This is a genomic window from Actinomyces sp. Marseille-P3109 (genome assembly GCF_900323545.1).
Lineage (GTDB): Bacteria > Actinomycetota > Actinomycetes > Actinomycetales > Actinomycetaceae > Actinomyces.
The window spans coordinates 2,992,724-3,010,230 of record NZ_OOHN01000008.1 but is presented as its reverse complement, the minus strand read 5'-3'; the positions used below and the strand labels follow the sequence as shown (position 1 = coordinate 3,010,230).

Below are 17,507 nucleotides of genomic sequence, written 5' to 3'. Positions count from 1 at the left end.
CGGTACGCAACAACTCACACACTCACATCTCTCCACCCGAAGGATCATTGATTCCATGCCGATGACCCCCGAGAACGCGACATGGTTCGCTGACGCCTTCTCCACCATTGTCAACAACGTCGGTCAGGCGCTGCTGGACAAGGAGGACGTGATCAAACTGGCCCTGACCACCATGCTCTCCGAGGGGCACCTCCTGCTCGAGGACGCCCCCGGAACCGGCAAGACCGCCCTGGCCCGCGCCCTGGCCGCCTCGGTGCAGGGGACGCACTCGCGTATCCAGTTCACCCCCGACCTGCTGCCCAGCGATATCACGGGCGTGACGATCTACGACCAGAAGACCGGCTCGTGGGACTTCCACGCCGGCCCCATCTTCTCCTCGATCGTCCTGGCCGACGAGATCAACCGGGCCAGCCCCAAGACCCAGTCGGCGCTCCTGGAGGTCATGGAGGAGTCCCAGGTGACGGTCGACGGCGTGCGCCACACGACCGAGCGCCCCTTCATGGTCATCGCCACCCAGAACCCCATCGAGCAGGCCGGCACCTACCGACTGCCCGAGGCCCAACTGGACCGCTTCCTCATGAAGGCCTCCGTGGGCTACCCCAACCGGGAGGCGCTCACCCAGATCCTGTCCAGCTCGGCCCACCCGGACCGTTCCAAGAACCTGTCCGCGGTGGTGGCCTCCTCCGTCGTGGCCTCCATGGCGGACCTGGCCGCCACCAACCACATCGAGAACTCGGTGCTGGACTACATCGGAGCCCTGGTCGAGGCCACGCGCGCCGCCGAGGAGACCCGCATGGGCGTGTCCACCCGTGGCGCCATCGGCATGGCCCGCGCCGCCCGCGTGTGGGCCGCCGCTCAGGGACGCAGCTTCGTCCTGCCCGATGACGTCAAGGACCTCGCTCAGGTCGTGTGGGCCCACCGCCTGGTCATGGACCCCGACGCTGAGTTCACCGGCGCCACCGCCTCCGGCGTCATCACCGCCGCCCTGAGCCAGGTCCCCGCACCCACGACCCGCGATTGAGCCGTATGCCGCCTCAGACGACGTCGCAGAGCTCCGCCCGCCCGGCCCGTCCGGGGCCCGCGGGCCGGGCCGGCGCATTCACCTCCCCCGCCGCAGCGTCCCCGGCCTCCTCGGCGTCGGCGGCCGCGGCGGCGTCATCGTCGGCCTCCGCGAGCGCCGCCCTGACCGCCAGACCGGCGAGGTCCCGACTGACCGACGCCGTCGCCACGGCGCTGAGACCGCTGCGCTGGCTGCTGCACACGATCACCCCGGTGGGCTGGGGCTGTCTCGTGCTGCTCGCGGCCTGCGGCCTGACCGGCGCCGTCATGGGGTGGCAGGAGGCCTGGAGCGCCGCCGCGGTCGTCGGCGTCGTCGTGGTGAGCGCCTGGCTGTGGCTCATCCCCCGCGGCGGCTACTCGGTCAACCACAGCCTGCTCGAGCCCCGCGTCACGGTGGGCGACCACGCCCTCATCCGCCTGACCGTCACCAACCCGCGCACGCGGCCACTGCTGCCCTCGCGCATGGAGATGCCGGTGGGGCCGGGGCGCGCCGTCTTCGTCGTCCCCACCCTGACCCCCCGGGCCGTCCACGAGCGGGGCTTCGTGCTGCCCACCCAGCGCCGCGGCATCGTCACCGTGGGTCCGGTCCTGGCGGTCCAGCGCGACCCGGTGGGGCTGCTCCAGCGCGAGCGCTCCCTGACCGAAGCCCAGAACATCCACATCCACCCGCGCACCCTGCGCCTGAACACGGTGCTGCACGGCGTCCTGCGGGACATCGAGGGCGCTGTCACCCAGGACCTGTCCAGCTCCGACGTCGCCTTCCACGCCCTGCGCGACTACGTCCCCGGCGACGACCGGCGCAACGTCCACTGGCGCACTACCGCGCGCACCGGAAGGCTCATGGTGCGTCAGTTCGAGGAGACGCGCCGCTCCAGCCTGCTCGTCCTGCTGTCCACCCGTCAGGACGACTACGCCGGTGAGGAGGACTTCGAGACCGCGGTGTCGATCGCCTGCTCCCTGACCATGGACGCGATCCAGGACGGCCGCGAGGTCCGCTTCGTCACCCAGATCGGTTCCCTGCCCACCTCCTCGTCCCTGCGGATGCTGGACACGTCCTGCCTGCTGAGCACCGGTGAGGACGACGTCAGCTGCGACCTCCTGGTGCGACACGCCTGTACGGCGTACCCCGAGGCCTCTATCGTCGTCCTTGTCACCGGTCAGGAGGTCGACCGCGCCACCCTGGCCCGGGCCCGCAGCTTTGCTCCTCTGTCCATGGTGGCCGTCACCCTGCGTGCAGGGCAGCAGGGTCTGTCGCGCCTCCACGCCGGAACGATGCCGGTGGTGGACATGGACCGTCTTGAGCAGCTTCCCACCGCCCTGAGGCGAGCACTATGACCCCTACGACGACCCCCACCACCTGGCCCCCGCGCACCGCGGGCTCTCCTGCCTCCGGATCGCCCGCCGAGGCCCCCTCGCAGGCGGCCGGGCAGCCCTCCGCGCGCTCCCCCGAGTCCTCCTCCTCGTGGCTGACGGCGACCTCGTCGCGCACGCGCAGTCTCTACAGCACCGAAACGACTCGACCGGCCCGCTCGGTCACCGGTGCCGGCCCGCTCCTGGCGCGTCCTTCCAGGCCGGCGCTCTCGGCTCACCGCTTCCTGCCTCCGCGGCGAGGAGCCAAGCCGCCCACACCGGCGGTCGCCGCCCTCGAGCTGACCCTGGCGGCCGGGATCATCGCCGTCGGCGCAGTTCCCTTCCTGCCGGTCTTCGCCTCCGTCATCGGCTGCCTGGCCGTGGGTTACGGGGCACTCATCGGCGGCCTGACGGCCTTCGCCTGCTCGCGCCTGCGCCTGTCGGTGCTGCCGAGCATGGCCGCCCTGGCGCTGGTGCACGTCCTGGTGGCCCCCTGGCTGCTGACCGACGTCGGCTCCGGGCTCACGGCCGTCAAGACCGTTCTGGCCGCCACGGTCACCGTGTGGCGCGACGCCCTGACCGTACCGATGCCGCTGAGCTCCTTCAGCGGCATGACGGTGCTGCCGTGGCTGGCCGGGCTGGTGGTCTCGGCTCTGGCGACCCGTCTCATCCTGGCGGGCCGCGAGGTCCTGGCCGGGCTGAGCCTCGTCCTGCTGCCCGTCGTCGGCATCGGCTGGGGCGGGCAGGAGGCCGTGCGCCCTACGGCGCTGGGCGTCCTGTTCGTCGCCGGCATCCTGGCCCTGTGGACCTGCGGCTCCCTGCGGCAGCGGCGCAGCCACGTCATCGAGGCCCTGGACCTGAGCTCCTTCTCCACGACCTCGGGGACCACGAGCGCACGCTCGACCGGTGACCTGGGCCGGGCGGCCCTGCGCGGGGCGGTCATCGCGGCCGTCCTGCTCATCGTCACCTCCCTGGCCGCCATGGCCCTCACCCCCGCCGCGCCCGCCTCCCGGACGGTGGTGCGAGACCTGTTCCAGCCGCCCCTGGACCTGACCGAGTACGCCAGCCCGCTGTCCCTGGTGCGCACCCTGGAGACGGACAAGGCCCACACCCAGCTCATGAAGCCCTCCAACCTGCCCAAGGGCGGGCGCATCCGCATCGCCGCGATGGACTCCTACGACGGGTTGTCGGCCCACATCGGGCAGAACGAGAACGGCCAGTCACGCTTCGAGCGCATCGGCGACAAGACCCAGCTGACGGCGAGCCGGCTCGACGGGAAGAAGCAGACCTCCTCCCTGACGATCGAGGACTACAGCTTCCCCTGGGTCCCCACCATGCCCGAGACGATCCGCATCGAGTCCTCCGGCCCGCGTCAGTCCGCCCTGAGCGAGGGCATGTACTACGACAAGTTCTCCTCCACCGGCATCGCCACCAGCGGCCTGGCCGAGGGCGACGTCCTCACCGAGCGAGTCGCCCCCTACACGCCGCCCTCGGAGGCCACGCTCAACAAGGCGTCCATCGCCCAGACCTCACTGGGCCCGATCGATCAGGTGCCGTCGTCGGTGGCCTCCCTGGCCAAGGAGATCGTCGGCGCGGAGTCCAACCCCATCGCCCAGGTCCGGGCGCTTCAGCAGCGCCTGCGCACGAGCTACTACTCCGACGGCACCCAGAGCCCCTCCCAGCCGGGTCACGGGGCCGCCCGCATCGCCTCGATGGTGGAGGCCGACTCCCTCATCGGCGACGACGAGCAGTACTCGGTCCTCATGATGCTCATGTGCCGCTCGCTCAACATCCCGGCGCGCGTGGTCATGGGCTTCGACCCGGCCACCGACGGCGATGCCAAGACCGTCACCGGTGAGGACGTCAAGGCCTGGGTGGAGATTCCCTTCGAGGGGCTGGGCTGGGTGTCCTTCGACGTCACCCCGGACCGCGACCAGGTCCCCCAGCAGCAGACCACCCAGAAGGTCTCCAACCCCGAGCCCAACGTCCTCCAGCCCCCACTGCCCAACGAGGACCCGGCCCAGCTGCCCCCCAACTACGAGGACCCCCAGCGCAACGACCCCCAGGACGACGACAAGGGCGGCCTGCCGACGGCGGTCATCGTCGTGGGAGGCTCCATCCTGGCCATCGCGGCGGTCGTGGGCTCCGTCCTGGGCTGGAAGGCCTGGAGACGCAGCCGACGGCGGGGACGCACCGGCGTCGGCAAGGCCCTGGGGGCCTGGGAGGAGATCCTCGACCGCGCCCGGGACCTGGGGCGCGTGCCCGGGTGGGGCGTCACCCGGCGCGAGGCGGCCGCGCAGCTGGCCCCGCACTTCCCGCAGGCCGATCTGCCCCGTTTCGCCGGAGCAGTTGACACTCAGGTCTTCAGCTCCGGGGAGCCCGCGTCGTACGCTCTAGGGGAGTTGTGGGAATCCTCAGACGCGATTGTCCGCTCCATGGGTGCGGAACGCTCACGCCTGGGGCGGGCCATGGCCCGCCTGTCCCCGCGCTCTCTTGTCCATCCCGCCGGGAGGCGGTCACGTCGACCCAGGAGGTTGCGGTCATGACGATCACGGCTGACGCCCGTAGCAGCGCCCCGACCGCTGCGGGGCCGCCGACGTCCTCTCAGTCCACCACGGATGCGTCGCAGGCCGCGAGCGTGAGCCCGTACGGCATAGTTCCCGATGCCCCCACAGCCCCCGACGAGCCGCCCCGCGGTGACGGCCAGGGCCGACGCTCCGACGACGCGGGCCCGCCGCATGCTCCCGGCTTCACCGCGCAGGGGCCGCGGAGGCCGCGTCGTCGGCTCGCCCCGGCCCCGGTCAGGGCGCGTGTCGTTGCCGGGGTCATCGACCTCGTCATCGGCTCGCTCCTGGTGACGGGCATGACCGTCCTCATCTGGCAGGTGGCCGGCCAGCCGGTCCTGACCAGCGGGCTGATCGCCTTCGCCGTCGTGGTCGGTCTGAGGTGGCTCGCCATCGCCGCCACCGGATGGTCCCTGGGCGGGTTACTGCTCAGGGTGCGCATGCTGGGCGCCCGCAACCAGACGCCCTCCCCACTGGGGTCCTTCCTCCACGCGGACCTCATCCTGGCCGTCAGCGTCACCACGCTCGGCCTGGGCACCATCGCCCTCATGCGCTCGGCCGCCTCCGACCCCGAGGGACGCGGCTGGCACGACAAGCTCTCCGGGATGGCTCTGCTCCACACCGGGAAGACCAACCGGCCGGGCCGGGACGACGCTCCGCACTCCGCCCAGGCCTCGGCCGCGCCCGCGGGCGCCTCGGCCCAGCCCTCCCCCGACCTCGACTCGGAGGCCGCCCCCAGGTCCCGTCGTCGGCGCGATCAGAAGGCGGAGAAGAAGACGGAGAAGGCCTTGCGACGCGCGTCCCGGGCGGGCTCGGCGAGCTCAACGGCCGACGCCGGGGCCGCTGCCGGGGCCGCCGGGGCCACCGTGGGTGCGCAGAGCGCCACCGAGGCGGGGATCATGGCCTCCCCGGGAGGGACCGCGCACCCGACGACGTCGGACCCCGTGTCCTCCTCGATCCGCAGGCCTCGGCCCGCCCGTCCCGGCCAGCCCGCGCGCCACGCCGGACGCCCCCTGGCCGCCGGCTCACCCAGCAGCGCCTCCCGGACGGCTCCTGCCACGGCAGCCGCCTACACCTCGGCGGTCTTCGGCTCCACCGTCTCAGCTGACGGCTACGGCGTCATCCAGGCGCCCAGGACGGCCAAGGCCACCAAGGCCGCGACCCTGTCCTCCTCCGCGACATCGGCGGCCTCCGCCAACCCGGCAGTCTCCGACACCGACGCCGCCGCCGTCGCCGCGGCCTCCGCCACCCCCGTGGATCCCCAGGCCTCCGCCGCGCTCGCCGCCGCCGAGGCCTCGGCCAGGTCGGCGCCCCCAGCGGTGCAGCCCGCCCAGGCGGAGCAGTCGGCCGGGACCGCCGGTTCCGCGGACGCCGCGGCAACCGCCGCGACCTCGCCGAAGCCGACCGTCAAGCGGTCCTCCACGTCGGGGCGGGCGACGCCGTCGAGGCCGTCGGAGGCACGCAGACCAGTCCCGGTGAGGTCATCGCCGATGGACGCCGAGACCGCCACCCTCGAGGCGGTCGACGACACTCCCGAGCCGTCGACCAACGCGTCCCCCTCCGCACCGCACCCGGCCGATCATCAGTCCCCGGGCGCGAGGACGCCCTCAGCGGAATCCTCCAAAAAGCCGAATGATTCCGAGGCTCGTCAGGCCTCTTCTTCGCAAGATGCGACACCATCGACACAAGTCCCGCGCTCGAAAGCCACAAAAGCCGTAACATCGCAGACGATGGAACCACGACATGCCCACGCCCAGCGCTGGAGGACTCAGTCCGGCAACCCCGGCAGGAAAACCTCCAGCTCGTCTGCTGCGCCCACGGAGGATCGGCGAGAGCCGGCGTCACAACCCGGCGTTCCTCGCCGTGAGAGTCTGTTCACCTCCGAGCGGCACCGCTTCGCCGCCGGATCGAGCTCGGCCCCAGAGGTCGCGCACACCTTCGACACCTCCAGCATCCTTCCCTCGGGGGACCGCAACACACAGGCGCTCATCGACTCGGTGCCCTGGTCCTCGGTCCCGACCTCGGTGGATGCCGCGACGGTGGACTCCCTTCCGGAAGGGGTCATCATCTCCGACGACGGGTCGCCCCGGAAGCCCTCCCCGGTATCCTCCCAGCCGGACCTGACCAACCCCGCCACGGTGCCCGGCGGCGTCCCGGCATCGACGACGGGCGACGCCCACCCGACCGTGCGCAGCCACCGCAGCCACGCCCAGACCCCCGGTCACGCCGGCGGCGCCACGAGCACGGCCACTCCCGAGGCTCCGTCACGGCGGACGCGCAGCACGCACCGCTTCCAGGGCCCGGGGATCCCCGAGCCCGCGGAGGGACGGGCGGCGCACGGTGATCTCCACGGTGATCTCCACGGTGATCTCCACGGTGACGTCCGCAGTGATCTTCAGGGCGAGTCCCACAGCGGCACCCGCAGTGACGCCCGCACCGGCCTCTCCGAGGTCCCTGCCTCGCGTCACGAGAGCCGGGAGAGCGATGGCCCGGTGCCTGCACAGCCTCGGACGAGTCGCGTGGCGAGTCCGTCGAGCGTCACCTCGGCGCACACCGGGCACAGCGCCGGTAGCGCTGCGAGCGCAGCGGCACCCGCCAGTGCCCCGGCTGCTCCCGCCACCCCGGTGGTCCCTGCCGCGAGTGCCCAGACGGCCACCCCGTCGCTGCCGTCGGCGTCCTCTGCGGCCCCGGCACTGTCGGTGCGCCTCGTCCCGCTGCTGGGAGGCAGCCCGATCCTCATCCACGAGCCCACGGTTGTGGGACGCGACCCCGACAACATCTCGGCCTACCCCGGTGCGGAGCGCGTCGCCCTCGATGACCCCACGCGCTCGGTGTCCAAGACGCACGCCGCGATCTTCCCGCTCCTGGATGGGGTGTGGGTCACCGACCTGCACTCCACCAACGGCACCCGGGTGGAGCACCGCGACGGAAGCAGCATCGAGGCCGTGCCGGACAAGGCGCTGTCCGCCCTGGAGGGCAGCACGATCTTCTTCGGTCGTATCGCCTTCAAGGTCGAGGTCGTCTGAGCTCGACGCCGGTTCCTTCAGTGTCGGGGCCCGCACTCCGTGACGGAGTGCGGGCCCCGCCGCTGTATCTCATCCGATCAGTGGCCGACTCAGGGGGTGTCGACGCAGGCGGTCTTGGCCTGGGATGCCTTGCCGTCCGAGCGCACCGCGGTGACCTCCAGGCAGGTGCGCCCCTCCTGGGCCTCGACGACGACCTCGTTGGTCCGGATGGAGTCGACCTGGGTCTCCTCGTCGGGCAGCTTGACCCGGTAGAGGTAGCTGCCGGTCCAGCCGGTTTCCGGCTCGCCCCAGGTGAACCGAACCGTTCCGTCGTCGAGCGGCTCACCCTCGATGTCCCCGACCATCGGCACGGAGGCCTGCAACGGGTTGGCGCCGGGCTGCGGAGCGATGGTGGCGACGGGGTTGTCGGGCTTCTTCCGCGTGTCCTGGTTCCGGGAGAAGATGATCGCGCCGATGACGGCCACGACCATGGCCACAACGAGGAAAGCGGTGAGAACCGCCCGCATCCGGTTCGGTCGGCTCGAGTCGTCGGCCTCCGAGCCCGACGACGACCGGTCCTCGTCGCCGTCGGGATCCACCCGCATGGCGATGTGCTCGCTGGTGACGTCGACCTGGTTGAAAACGCCCATCTTGGTGGCGGTGTCGTTCTCGTCGGAGCTGGGCCGCCGTGCGGACTTTGCGGCCTTGTCCGGTTCCTGGAACAGATCAACGGTGGTGATCGGCAGGTCGAGCTCGGCCTGGACCTGCTGAAGCGCCCGGGCGAAGGCCAGGGCCGTGGGGTAGCGGGAGTCCGGGTTCTTGTCCATCGCCACCGACAGCACGCGGTGCAGCGACGGTGGGGCGTCCTGGCGGCCCAGCGGAGGCAGGGGGTCCTTGACGATACGGCGGGAGAGCTCGTAGACATCCGGGATGCCGTCGGTCTCGAAGGGGCTGCGGCCCGTGAGCATGGCGAAGGTCGTCGCGCCCAGGGAGTAGATGTCGGAGGCCGGGTTGGCCGAGCGCATCCCGACCAGCTGCTCGGGGGGCGCCCACGGAACGCTCATCCCCCGCAGCTCCTCGGAGCCCTCGGGACCGCTCATGGCGGAGATGCCGAAGTCCGAGAGCACTGGACGGCGGTAGGTGGTGAACAGGATGTTCGCGGGCTTGATGTCCCGGTGGACGATGCCGGCCCGGTGAGCGGTCTCCACCGCTCCGGCGATCTGGATCGCCGTCGACAGGGTCTCAGCGACGTTGAGGGGACCCTGCCGCAGGATGGCGCCCAGCTGCGGCGGCGGGCAGTACTCCATGACCAGGAAGGGGTGGCCATCGGCGGAGACGCCCGCGCCGTAGATGGACAGGATGGCCGGGTGCGAGGAGACCCGTGCCATGAGATTCGCCTCCGACTCGAAGCGGGAGGCGGTCTTGTCCTCAACGTCGGCGTTCATGACCTTGACCGCGACCTCGCGGCGGGGCATGTGCTGCTCGAAGAGGTAGACCGTGGAGTAGCCTCCCGCTCCGAGTCTCTCCAGGTAGGTGAACCCAGAGATAACCGGAGGCGGTCCCTTGTGATCCAGCATTAGGGGAGGTTCTCAAAGGCGAGGGTCTGGCCATCGCCGAGGTCGAGGACGTCTCCGCTGCGCAGGAGCACCGGGTTCGCCGAGGACAGGCGCACAGGCGCCTCGTTCTGGCGGTTGAGAACAGTGCCGTTGCAGTTGCCCAGGTCCTGGGCCAGCACGCTCCACGCATCCAGGTCGATGAGGATGTGGTTGCGCGAGACGAGCTGGTTGGGGCTGGCGACCGTCAGCGGGCGGAGGGGGACCTCCGCGACGCTGGTGATGTCGTCGGCCACGGGGTTGCGACCCACCAGGAGGGGACGGTTGAGCTCGATGCTCTCGCCGCCGGAGGTGACCACGCGCCCCAGAGGGGGGCAGGCCACCGACTTGGCCGGACGGTTGAGCTCGGCTCCACAGACGCGGCACACGGTGTAGTTCGTGGGGTTGGGGTGGCCCTGGGGGCACACCGCCGACAGCACGATCCGTATGGCGTCGGGCTCACCGGGAGAGCTCGCCGAGACCGGGGACGCCGGGCTGGAGGGTCCGGAGCCCACGAGGGAGACGAGTTCACCCACAAGGTCCTCGGGCAGGCCGTTGATGGTCTGCCCGTCATGGTCGCCACGGTCGAGACCTCCGGAGGAGGGCTCGACAGCCGGGGGCTGGACGAACTCGGTCACCGTCTCCGCCGCGGCGGCGGATCCGGCCGAGCCGGCGGAGCTGGCCGACTGGCTCGGCTCCAAGGGACCGAGCCCCTGGTTGAGCAGCTCGGCACGCAGCTCCTGGGAGAGGTCCTCGGGCAGGCCGTTGATGGTCTGTCCGTCATGGTCCCCGGAGCGTACGGGCTCGTCCTCGGCGTGAGCCTGCGCGGCGGCCTCCGCGACGGCGGCGGCCTCCGCGACCACAGCGGCCTCGGCAGGCACGAAGTCGGCCGGGGTCTGGGCGACCTCGGTGACCTCGACGGCAGCGTCTTTGATACCAGCAGCCTCAGCAAGATCCTCGCTCGACGGGGGTGGCGGGGGCGGGATCATGGCCTCTGCCTCCGGAGCGGAGGGGATCGGCAGGGCCGGGATATCGAAGACGGGGGCGATCAGCAGGTCCTCTCCGGAAGCCTCCGGTGAGGACGTCGCAGTGACCTCGGCGATCTCAGGGGAGACCTCGGCCACGACTGGAGCCTCGAAGGGCTCGGCGCTGTGAGCGCTGTGAGCGCTGCCAGGACTAGGAGCGGAGCTGGCGCTCTCACTCGTCTCAGGAGCCGCCTGAGCATCGGCCACGACGGCCTCGGCGACCTGGACGGCCCCCAGGGGCTCTGCAACGACCTGAGCCTGAGTCGTCTCGGTCGTCCGCGTGGTCTCAGCCGGTATGCCGGCGACGACGGCCAGCAGGTCGGCGGGGCCGGCGGACTCCGCGGACAGGGCGGACCCGGCGGACACAACAGACTCGGCGGAGTCGGCCGACTGGCTGAGTTCGGTGGGCTCTGCGACCTCGGCGGAGGCGGCGAGCCGAGCACCTTCAAGGGCCTGCTGCTCGGCGCTGTCCTGAGCGATCTCGATGAGGTCGTCGACGGCGTCGGCAGAAGCCGCGGTACCGGCATGCGCCCCTTCGGACGAGTCGTCCTGCTCCGAGTGGTCCGACGAGGCGGACTGACGGCGCGAGGAACGACGCGAGGCCCGGCGGGAGGTCCGCGAGGACCTCATCTCTGCGGCAGGGGATCCGGCAGAGCCTGCGGACGTGGTGGAGTGGTCAGGACCGGCCGGGTCAGGGTCATCGTCGTCGGAGTCGCCGGACCCCTTCGACGATGCACGGCTGGGGGACGGGGTCCCACTCGACTTCTCTGATCCGCGCAGCACCAGGTGGCCGGTGCTCACGACGGCGTCGACCGCCGGGCGACGCACCTGACCGGCGCCGTCGGGCGCGCTGACGATCACCGAGTTGGGGGCGGTCACCGTCGTCTCGAACCAGGTGGTGACCGCGGAGGCGTCCAGGGCCTTGCCGTCGACCTCCATCTGCGGGGCACCGCGCAGCGCCACGTGGAAGACGTCCTCGGGCGCCGAGACGGCGAGCACGAAGTCCGGGATCGCCCCCAGGCGTCCTCCCATCCCCATCACCAGCTCGTCCAGGGCCCGCGTCAGCGAGGCCTCCTCACTACGCAGCAGCCGCCACAGGCGCTCGGTGAGGTCCTGCGGTACCGACGGGGGCAGGATCATCACAGCACGTGGCGTGACCACGCCTGTCCACGAACCCTCGGTCCACCAGACCTCGTTGTTCGCGCTGCTGTTCGGGCTGTTTGTCATCATATTTCTCCTCAACGGACGATACAGACACCGTCACCCAAGTATGCCTGCCGTCCCCGGTGCACGTACTCCGGTCGGCCCGGTGAGAGTCGGTGGACCCCCTCCTCGTCCTCGATGTGGGTCCCGTTGGTCGACCCCAGATCTGTGACGAGCACCCCATCAGAGGCGGGCACGAACAGTGCGTGCGTCTTGGACACGGAGTCCTCCGAGCGCAGCACCGCGACCAGATGGGCGTCCGGATGGGACTCGATCGGGGCCGGCCTGCGCCCGAGGACAATTGGCCCCAGAACAGGGATTACTGACCCCTCAACCACCAGGGAGCAGGTCGACACCGAGGTCGGTCTGGCGCTGAGGAGGACCGTCCCAGCCAACCGGTCGAACCAGGTGCGCTGTTCAGCACGCCATAGTGAGAGGATCCACAAAATAAAGGGGGCCAACCCTGCGGTTGCCACCAAAGAGAGACCCAAAAATGCGACGTAAATCACCGCAGAGCGTCCGGGCGGGCCATTCGGGTCCATCACCCTCCGAAGTCGGACCCCGGTCACGAGACCCCCCACCGTGGCACCGGTCATAGCCATCATGGCGGTCATCACAGCAATAAGCAGCACAACCACCCCAACAGCGAATAAGATTCCACAGCAGCGCTCCGTGACGGCACAGAGTGCGATGATGAGCCCAGCATCTACCAGCACGCGGACCACACGGCGGCGTGCGGATGCAGGCATAATTGTCGTATGTCGCTCTCGGGTCCTCATAGGACAGACATGGTAGGCGCCCAGTCCACTGCCTCGCAGTCAGACGAGGTCTCGGAAGGAGCACACAGTGCAGATCGCGGTCACGCCTGATCCCCAGCGATGGGTGATCATCCCGCCCTTCCCGCCTCCGGGTTGGGCACGGGAGGAGGCACGGCACCGCAGCGCCCACCTGGGAGTGACCGGTCCGCAGTGGCGCTCCGAGCTGGAGTCCCTGCTCAACGAGCTGCAGGCCATGGAGCGTCAGGGGCGCTTTGCGCGCCTCATGCACATCGACGACGTCGCCCACCCGCCCTTCGTCATCGACCTGAGCCTGGAGATCGCCAAGGACGACGGCTCCAAGGAGGGGCGCCGCGCCACCCAGCGTCAGATCATTGCCGCGCTCCTGCCCGAGGCCGAGCTGGTGCGCCTGCGGCCGGGACCGGACATGGTGGGCTTCTCCGCCTTCTACGAGTCCAACGGCCCTACCCAGGGCGTCGTGGTCCTGCGCCTGGCCGGTCTGCCCACCGTCCCGGTGGACCTGGTGATGCGCCTGTGGGGCGCCGCCGCCGAGGACATCGCCCCCAACCTGGACCACCTCGTCGAGCTGGCCCGCCAGGTCGCCCCCGTCGTCTGAGCGGTCTCAAGGACACCGCCCGTCACCGAGATCATCGCAGACCAGCATCCCGTATCCCCGTCCTCTCCCGCATCCTCCCCACCACCGGCCGGCTTTCCCCACTCCCTGACGTATCAGACTCGCAGATCTGGGCGCGATGACCGCACCGTCTCAGGACTCCAGCGCCTCCGCGGCCTCGAGCCACTGCTCCTCCAGATCGGCATGGGCCGCCTGAGCGGCTACGAGCTCGCGACCCAGCTCAGCCAGCTCTGCCACCCTGGCCGGATCAGCCGAGACCTCCTCCATGCGCACGTGCAGCGCGGCGACGGTCTGGGCCGAGCGCTCCATCTTGCGCTCAATGCGAGCCAGGGCCTTCCGGGCCTCGTGACGCTTGGCCCCGGTCGTGGCGCCGCGCTCGGCCCGGGGCTCGGCGTGGGCCGACGTCGTCCGGGAGGCCACCGAGGCGGCTGCGCCCCGGGCCGACCCCGCGGCCTGGCGACGCAGCTGGAGGTACTGCTCCACCCCGCCGGGCAGGTCTCGCACGCTCCCGTCCCCCAAGAGGGCGACCTGGTGGTCGGTGACCCGCTCCAGGAGGTAGCGGTCGTGGGAGACGACGACGAGGGTGCCGGGGAAGGAGTCGAGGATGTCCTCGACGGCCGCCAGGGTGTCGGTGTCCAGGTCGTTGGTGGGCTCGTCGAGCAGGAGCACGTTCGGCTCGGTCATGAGCAGGCGCAGCAGCTGGAGGCGGCGGCGCTCCCCGCCACTGACCTCACCGACCCGGGTCCAGGCGCGCTGGCGGGTGAAGCCGAGGCGCTCAACGAGCTGGGCCGCGGTCATCTCCTTGTCGCCGACGACGATCCTCTCCCCCACCATGGCCACCGCCTCGACGACGCGCAGGTCCGCGAGCGCATCGAGCTCGTGGGTGGACTGGGACAGGGTGGCCACCTGGACGGTCTTGCCGCGGACGACGCGGCCTCCGGTGGGTTGCTGAACGCCTTCGAGCAGGCGCAGCAGGGTGGTCTTGCCGGCTCCGTTGACGCCGACGACGCCGACCCGCTCGCCCGGGGCCAGCCGCCAGGTGACGTGGCGCAGGACCTCCCGCTCGGCCGGGGCCCCGACCCTGTCAGCCTCGTCGGCCCGGCCGGTGGAGACCGGGTAGCGCACGGTGACGTCCTCGAGGTCGAGGACCTTCTTGCCCAGGCGGGCGGTGGCCATGGCGGTCAGGGCCACGGTGTCGCGCGGGGGCGGCACGTCGGCGATGAGGGCCTCGGCGGCCTCGATGCGGAAGCGGGGCTTGGAGGTGCGGGCCGGGGCGCCGCGGCGCAGCCAGGCCAGCTCCTTGCGCAGGAGGTTCTCGCGCTTGACGGCGGCCAGGGCGGCCTGCCGGGCGCGCTCGGCGCGGGCCAGGACGTAGGCGGCGTACCCGCCGTCGTAGGTCTCGATGCGGCCGGCCACCTGGGAGCGGCCGCCTCCGGGGTCGACGCCGGGGACGACCTCCCACACGTTGGTGCAGATGGCGTCCAGGAACCAGCGGTCGTGGGTGACGGTGACCAGGGCACCGGAGCCGCGCCCTCCGGAGCCGGAGAAGCGGGCCTGGAGGTGGCGGGCCAGCCAGTCCACGCCCTCGACATCGAGGTGGTTGGTGGGCTCGTCGAGGATGACGACGTCGGCACGACGGGTGAGGACCGCGGCCAGGGCGACGCGGCGGCGCTGGCCGCCGGAGAGGGTGACGACCTCCGCGTCGAGGTCGAGGTCGGCGATGAGCCCGGCGTGGATGTCGCGCACGCCCGCATCGGAGGCCCACTCGTGCTCGGGGGTCTGGCCGTGGATGGCAGTGCGCACGGTGGCGCCGGGAGGCAGGTCATCGGCCTGGCTGAGGAGGGCCACGCTCACGCCGCCGGTACGGGTGACGCGTCCGCCGTCGGGCTCCCGCCGGCCGGCCAGCGCCGCCAGGAGGGTGGACTTGCCCGCGCCGTTGGGGCCCAGGACCCCCACGCGGGTGCCGTCCTCAAGCCCCAGGGTGACGTCGTCCAGGAGCAGGCGGGACCCGACGGTCAGGCGCAGGTTCTCCACGCCGAGCAGGTGCGCCATCAACCCACCACCCTCGCGCCGGCCACGGGGGCGTCGGCGCGCAGGACGTCGGCGACCAGGCCCGAGGCCGTCAGGGCGCGTGAGACCCGCTGGGCGCTGCCCGGGTCCTCAACCAGGGCGGCGATGGTGGGGCCGGAGCCGGAGACGATGGCGCGCAGCGCCCCGGCCTCCTCGGCCACGGCGATGACCCGGGCCAGCTCGGGGCGCAGGTCGAGGGCGGCGGCCTGGAGGTCGTTGTGCAGGCAGGCGGCCAGGGCGCGCGCGTCCCCGGCGCGCAGGGCCGCGGTGAGGGCCTCGGGCACGTCCCGCACGGCGGGGTCGGTGGGGCCGGAGGCGCTCAGCTCGTCGAAGTGACGGAAGACCGCGGGCGTGGACAGGCCCTCCTCGGCCAGGGCGAAGACCCAGTGATAGGAGCCCCGGGTCATGATCGGGGTGACGAGGTCGCCGCGGCCGCTCCCGACGGCGGTGGCCCCGGTGAGGGAGAAGGGCACGTCGGCCCCGAGGCGGGCGGCCAGGGCGGAGAGCTCGGGCAGGGTGAGGTTCGTGCCCCACAGGGCATTGCAGGCCACGAGGGTGGCGGCGGCGTCGGCCGAGCCTCCGGCCATGCCCCCGGCCACGGGGACGCGCTTGCGCAGGAGGAGGTCGACGCCCTCGTTCACGTCGGTGGCCTCGGCCAGGAGCTCGGCGGCGCGCACGGCCAGGTTGGAGGCGTCGGTGGGAACGGCGTCGTTGGGCTCCTCCAGGGTGAGGGTGACGGTGCCGTGGTCCTGGGCCGACTGGCGGCGGGCGGTGACGGTCTCGATGAGGCGGACCGCCTGGAAGACCGTGGTGAGCGGATGGTAGCCGTCGGGGCCGGGAGCGCCGGCGGACAGGAAGAGGTTGACCTTGCCGGGGGCCTCGACGCGCACGGAACTGGCCGAGCCGCTGCGGGGCGGCGTCGAGGGGTCGCGAGGACCGGTGGGACCGCCGGGGACGGCGCGCAAATGGGTCATGGCTGCTCCTGTGAGGTGGCGGGAGGCGTCGGCACGGCGGTCCCATCGGCATCGATGGGATGCAGCGCCTCGGCCAGGGCGGCGAAGGCGGTGATGTCGAGGGTCTCGCCGCGCCGCGCCGGGTCGATGCCGGCGGCGCGCAGGGCGGACTCGGCGGCGTCGGCTCCCCCGGCCATCCTGGCCAAGGCCTTGCGCAGGGTCTTGCGCCGTTGGGCGAAGGCGGCGTCGACGACGGCGAAGACCTGCTCGCGGGTGGCGCGCGTGGCCGGGGGCCGGCGGCGGACGAGCTCGATGAGGGCGGAGTCGACGTTGGGCACAGGCCAGAAGACGTGTCGGGAGATGGTCAGGGTGCGGCGGGCGGCGGCGTACCAGGCGGCCTTGACGCTGGGGACGCCGTAGGTGCGCGAGCCGGGCGCGGCGGCCAGGCGGTCGGCGACCTCGGCCTGAACCATGACGGTGATGGTCTTCAGGCTGGGCAGGGCCTCCAGGACCGTGAGCAGGACGGGGACGGCCACGTTGTAGGGCAGGTTGGCCACGAGGCGGGTGGGCGGGGGCTGCCCGGCTCCGCCGGTTGGCCACGAGGCGGGTGGGCGGGGGCTGCCCGGCTCCGCCCAGGGCCTCCGGTCCGGTGATGCTTAGCGCGTCGGCCTCGATGACGCTGAGGCGGCCCGTGGCCTCGGGCAGGCGGTCGGCGACGGTGACGGGCAGGGCACGGGCGAGGGCGGGATCGATCTCGACGGCGGCGACCCGTGCCCCGGCCTCCAGCAGGGCCAGGGTCAGGGAGCCCAGGCCCGGGCCGATCTCCAGGACCGTGTCCCCGGGGCGCACACCCGCGCTCCTGACAATGCGTCGCACGGTGCCGGCGTCGTGAACGAAGTTCTGGCCCAGGGTCTTGGTGGGGCGGATGCCCAGCGCCTGCGACAGGCCGCGGACCTCGGTGGGCCCCAGGAGGCCGGCGGCCCGGGATCCCGGGGACGCCCCGGCCTCCTGAGGATCATGAGAGTCCTCCTGCTGGGGGCGATCCGCACAGGCGGGGTCGGATGAGGCCTCGGAGGTGGTCTCGCAGGCTCCCGCAGGTTCTGAGGCGCCCGAGCGGGCGGCTCCTGCCGGGGGCACCTGTGAATCGGGTACCGGCAACGTCATGGGGACACAGTAACCGGCGTCCACCTCTTGTCACTGTGAGATATCTGGGAACATGCCGCATGCGGGCTGGTCACGGCCGTGGGATGCGAACCGTGTGAGGCCGGCGGGTCCG

Annotated in this window: 10 protein-coding genes and 1 pseudogene; 5 read left to right on the top strand and 6 right to left on the bottom strand. The window is 71.8% G+C overall.

Annotation, left to right across the window (positions count from 1 at the left end; all coding sequences use genetic code 11):
* Positions 1-55: 55 nt before the first annotated feature.
* Genes BQ8008_RS12930 through BQ8008_RS12910 form a run of 4 tightly spaced genes read left to right on the top strand, consistent with a single transcriptional unit; the run spans position 56 to position 7,999 of the window.
* The gene (locus tag BQ8008_RS12930) at positions 56-1,021 is read left to right on the top strand and encodes an AAA family ATPase (protein WP_108834403.1); all 966 of its coding nucleotides are present in this window, start codon (positions 56-58) and stop codon (positions 1,019-1,021) included.
* A 5-nt stretch (positions 1,022-1,026) separates the two neighbouring features.
* Complete coding sequence (locus tag BQ8008_RS12920; RefSeq protein WP_199908000.1) at positions 1,027-2,394, top strand: DUF58 domain-containing protein; 1,368 nt, start codon at positions 1,027-1,029, stop codon at positions 2,392-2,394.
* Positions 2,391-4,955, top strand: a complete 2,565-nt coding sequence (locus tag BQ8008_RS12915) for a transglutaminase-like domain-containing protein (RefSeq protein ID WP_108834401.1) — start codon at positions 2,391-2,393, stop codon at positions 4,953-4,955. Before BQ8008_RS12920 ends, BQ8008_RS12915 begins: the two co-directional genes overlap by 4 nt.
* Positions 4,952-7,999 carry an RDD family protein gene (locus BQ8008_RS12910; RefSeq protein WP_108834399.1) on the top strand — a complete coding sequence of 1,016 codons (3,048 nt, stop codon included), beginning with the start codon at positions 4,952-4,954 and terminating at the stop codon, positions 7,997-7,999. The genes BQ8008_RS12915 and BQ8008_RS12910 overlap by 4 nt, the downstream gene beginning before the upstream one ends.
* Positions 8,000-8,088: 89 nt before the next feature.
* On the opposite strand, the gene BQ8008_RS12905 is transcribed toward BQ8008_RS12910, so the two are convergent.
* Genes BQ8008_RS12905 through BQ8008_RS12895 form a run of 3 tightly spaced genes read right to left on the bottom strand, consistent with a single transcriptional unit; the run spans position 8,089 to position 12,340 of the window.
* A complete protein-coding gene (locus tag BQ8008_RS12905; protein ID WP_108834397.1) occupies positions 8,089-9,555 on the bottom strand; it encodes a serine/threonine-protein kinase in 1,467 nt (488 codons plus the stop codon).
* Positions 9,555-11,825, bottom strand: a complete 2,271-nt coding sequence (locus BQ8008_RS12900; protein WP_108834395.1) for an FHA domain-containing protein — start codon at positions 11,823-11,825, stop codon at positions 9,555-9,557. The genes BQ8008_RS12905 and BQ8008_RS12900 overlap by 1 nt, the downstream gene beginning before the upstream one ends.
* 8 nt (positions 11,826-11,833) lie before the next feature.
* A complete protein-coding gene (locus BQ8008_RS12895; RefSeq protein ID WP_234415485.1) occupies positions 11,834-12,340 on the bottom strand; it encodes an FHA domain-containing protein in 507 nt (168 codons plus the stop codon).
* 304 nt (positions 12,341-12,644) lie between these two features.
* On the opposite strand from BQ8008_RS12895, the gene BQ8008_RS12890 reads away from it, so the two are divergent.
* On the top strand, positions 12,645-13,190 hold the full coding sequence (locus tag BQ8008_RS12890; RefSeq protein WP_075419103.1) for a hypothetical protein: 546 nt from the start codon (positions 12,645-12,647) through the stop codon (positions 13,188-13,190).
* Positions 13,191-13,340: 150 nt separating this feature from the next.
* Here the strand turns inward: BQ8008_RS12890 and BQ8008_RS12885 are convergent, their stop codons facing one another.
* From BQ8008_RS12885 to rsmA, 3 genes and pseudogenes are all read right to left on the bottom strand, one after another.
* Positions 13,341-15,260 (bottom strand): ABC-F family ATP-binding cassette domain-containing protein, encoded by a 1,920-nt coding sequence (locus tag BQ8008_RS12885; protein WP_108834393.1) that lies wholly within the window; start codon positions 15,258-15,260, stop codon positions 13,341-13,343.
* Positions 15,260-16,252 carry a 4-(cytidine 5'-diphospho)-2-C-methyl-D-erythritol kinase gene (locus tag BQ8008_RS12880; RefSeq protein ID WP_108834391.1) on the bottom strand — a complete coding sequence of 331 codons (993 nt, stop codon included), beginning with the start codon at positions 16,250-16,252 and terminating at the stop codon, positions 15,260-15,262. Before BQ8008_RS12880 ends, BQ8008_RS12885 begins: the two co-directional genes overlap by 1 nt.
* Positions 16,249-17,395, bottom strand: a pseudogene (gene rsmA / locus BQ8008_RS12875) (16S rRNA (adenine(1518)-N(6)/adenine(1519)-N(6))-dimethyltransferase RsmA). Before rsmA ends, BQ8008_RS12880 begins: the two are co-directional and overlap by 4 nt.
* Positions 17,396-17,507 lie beyond the last annotated feature (112 nt).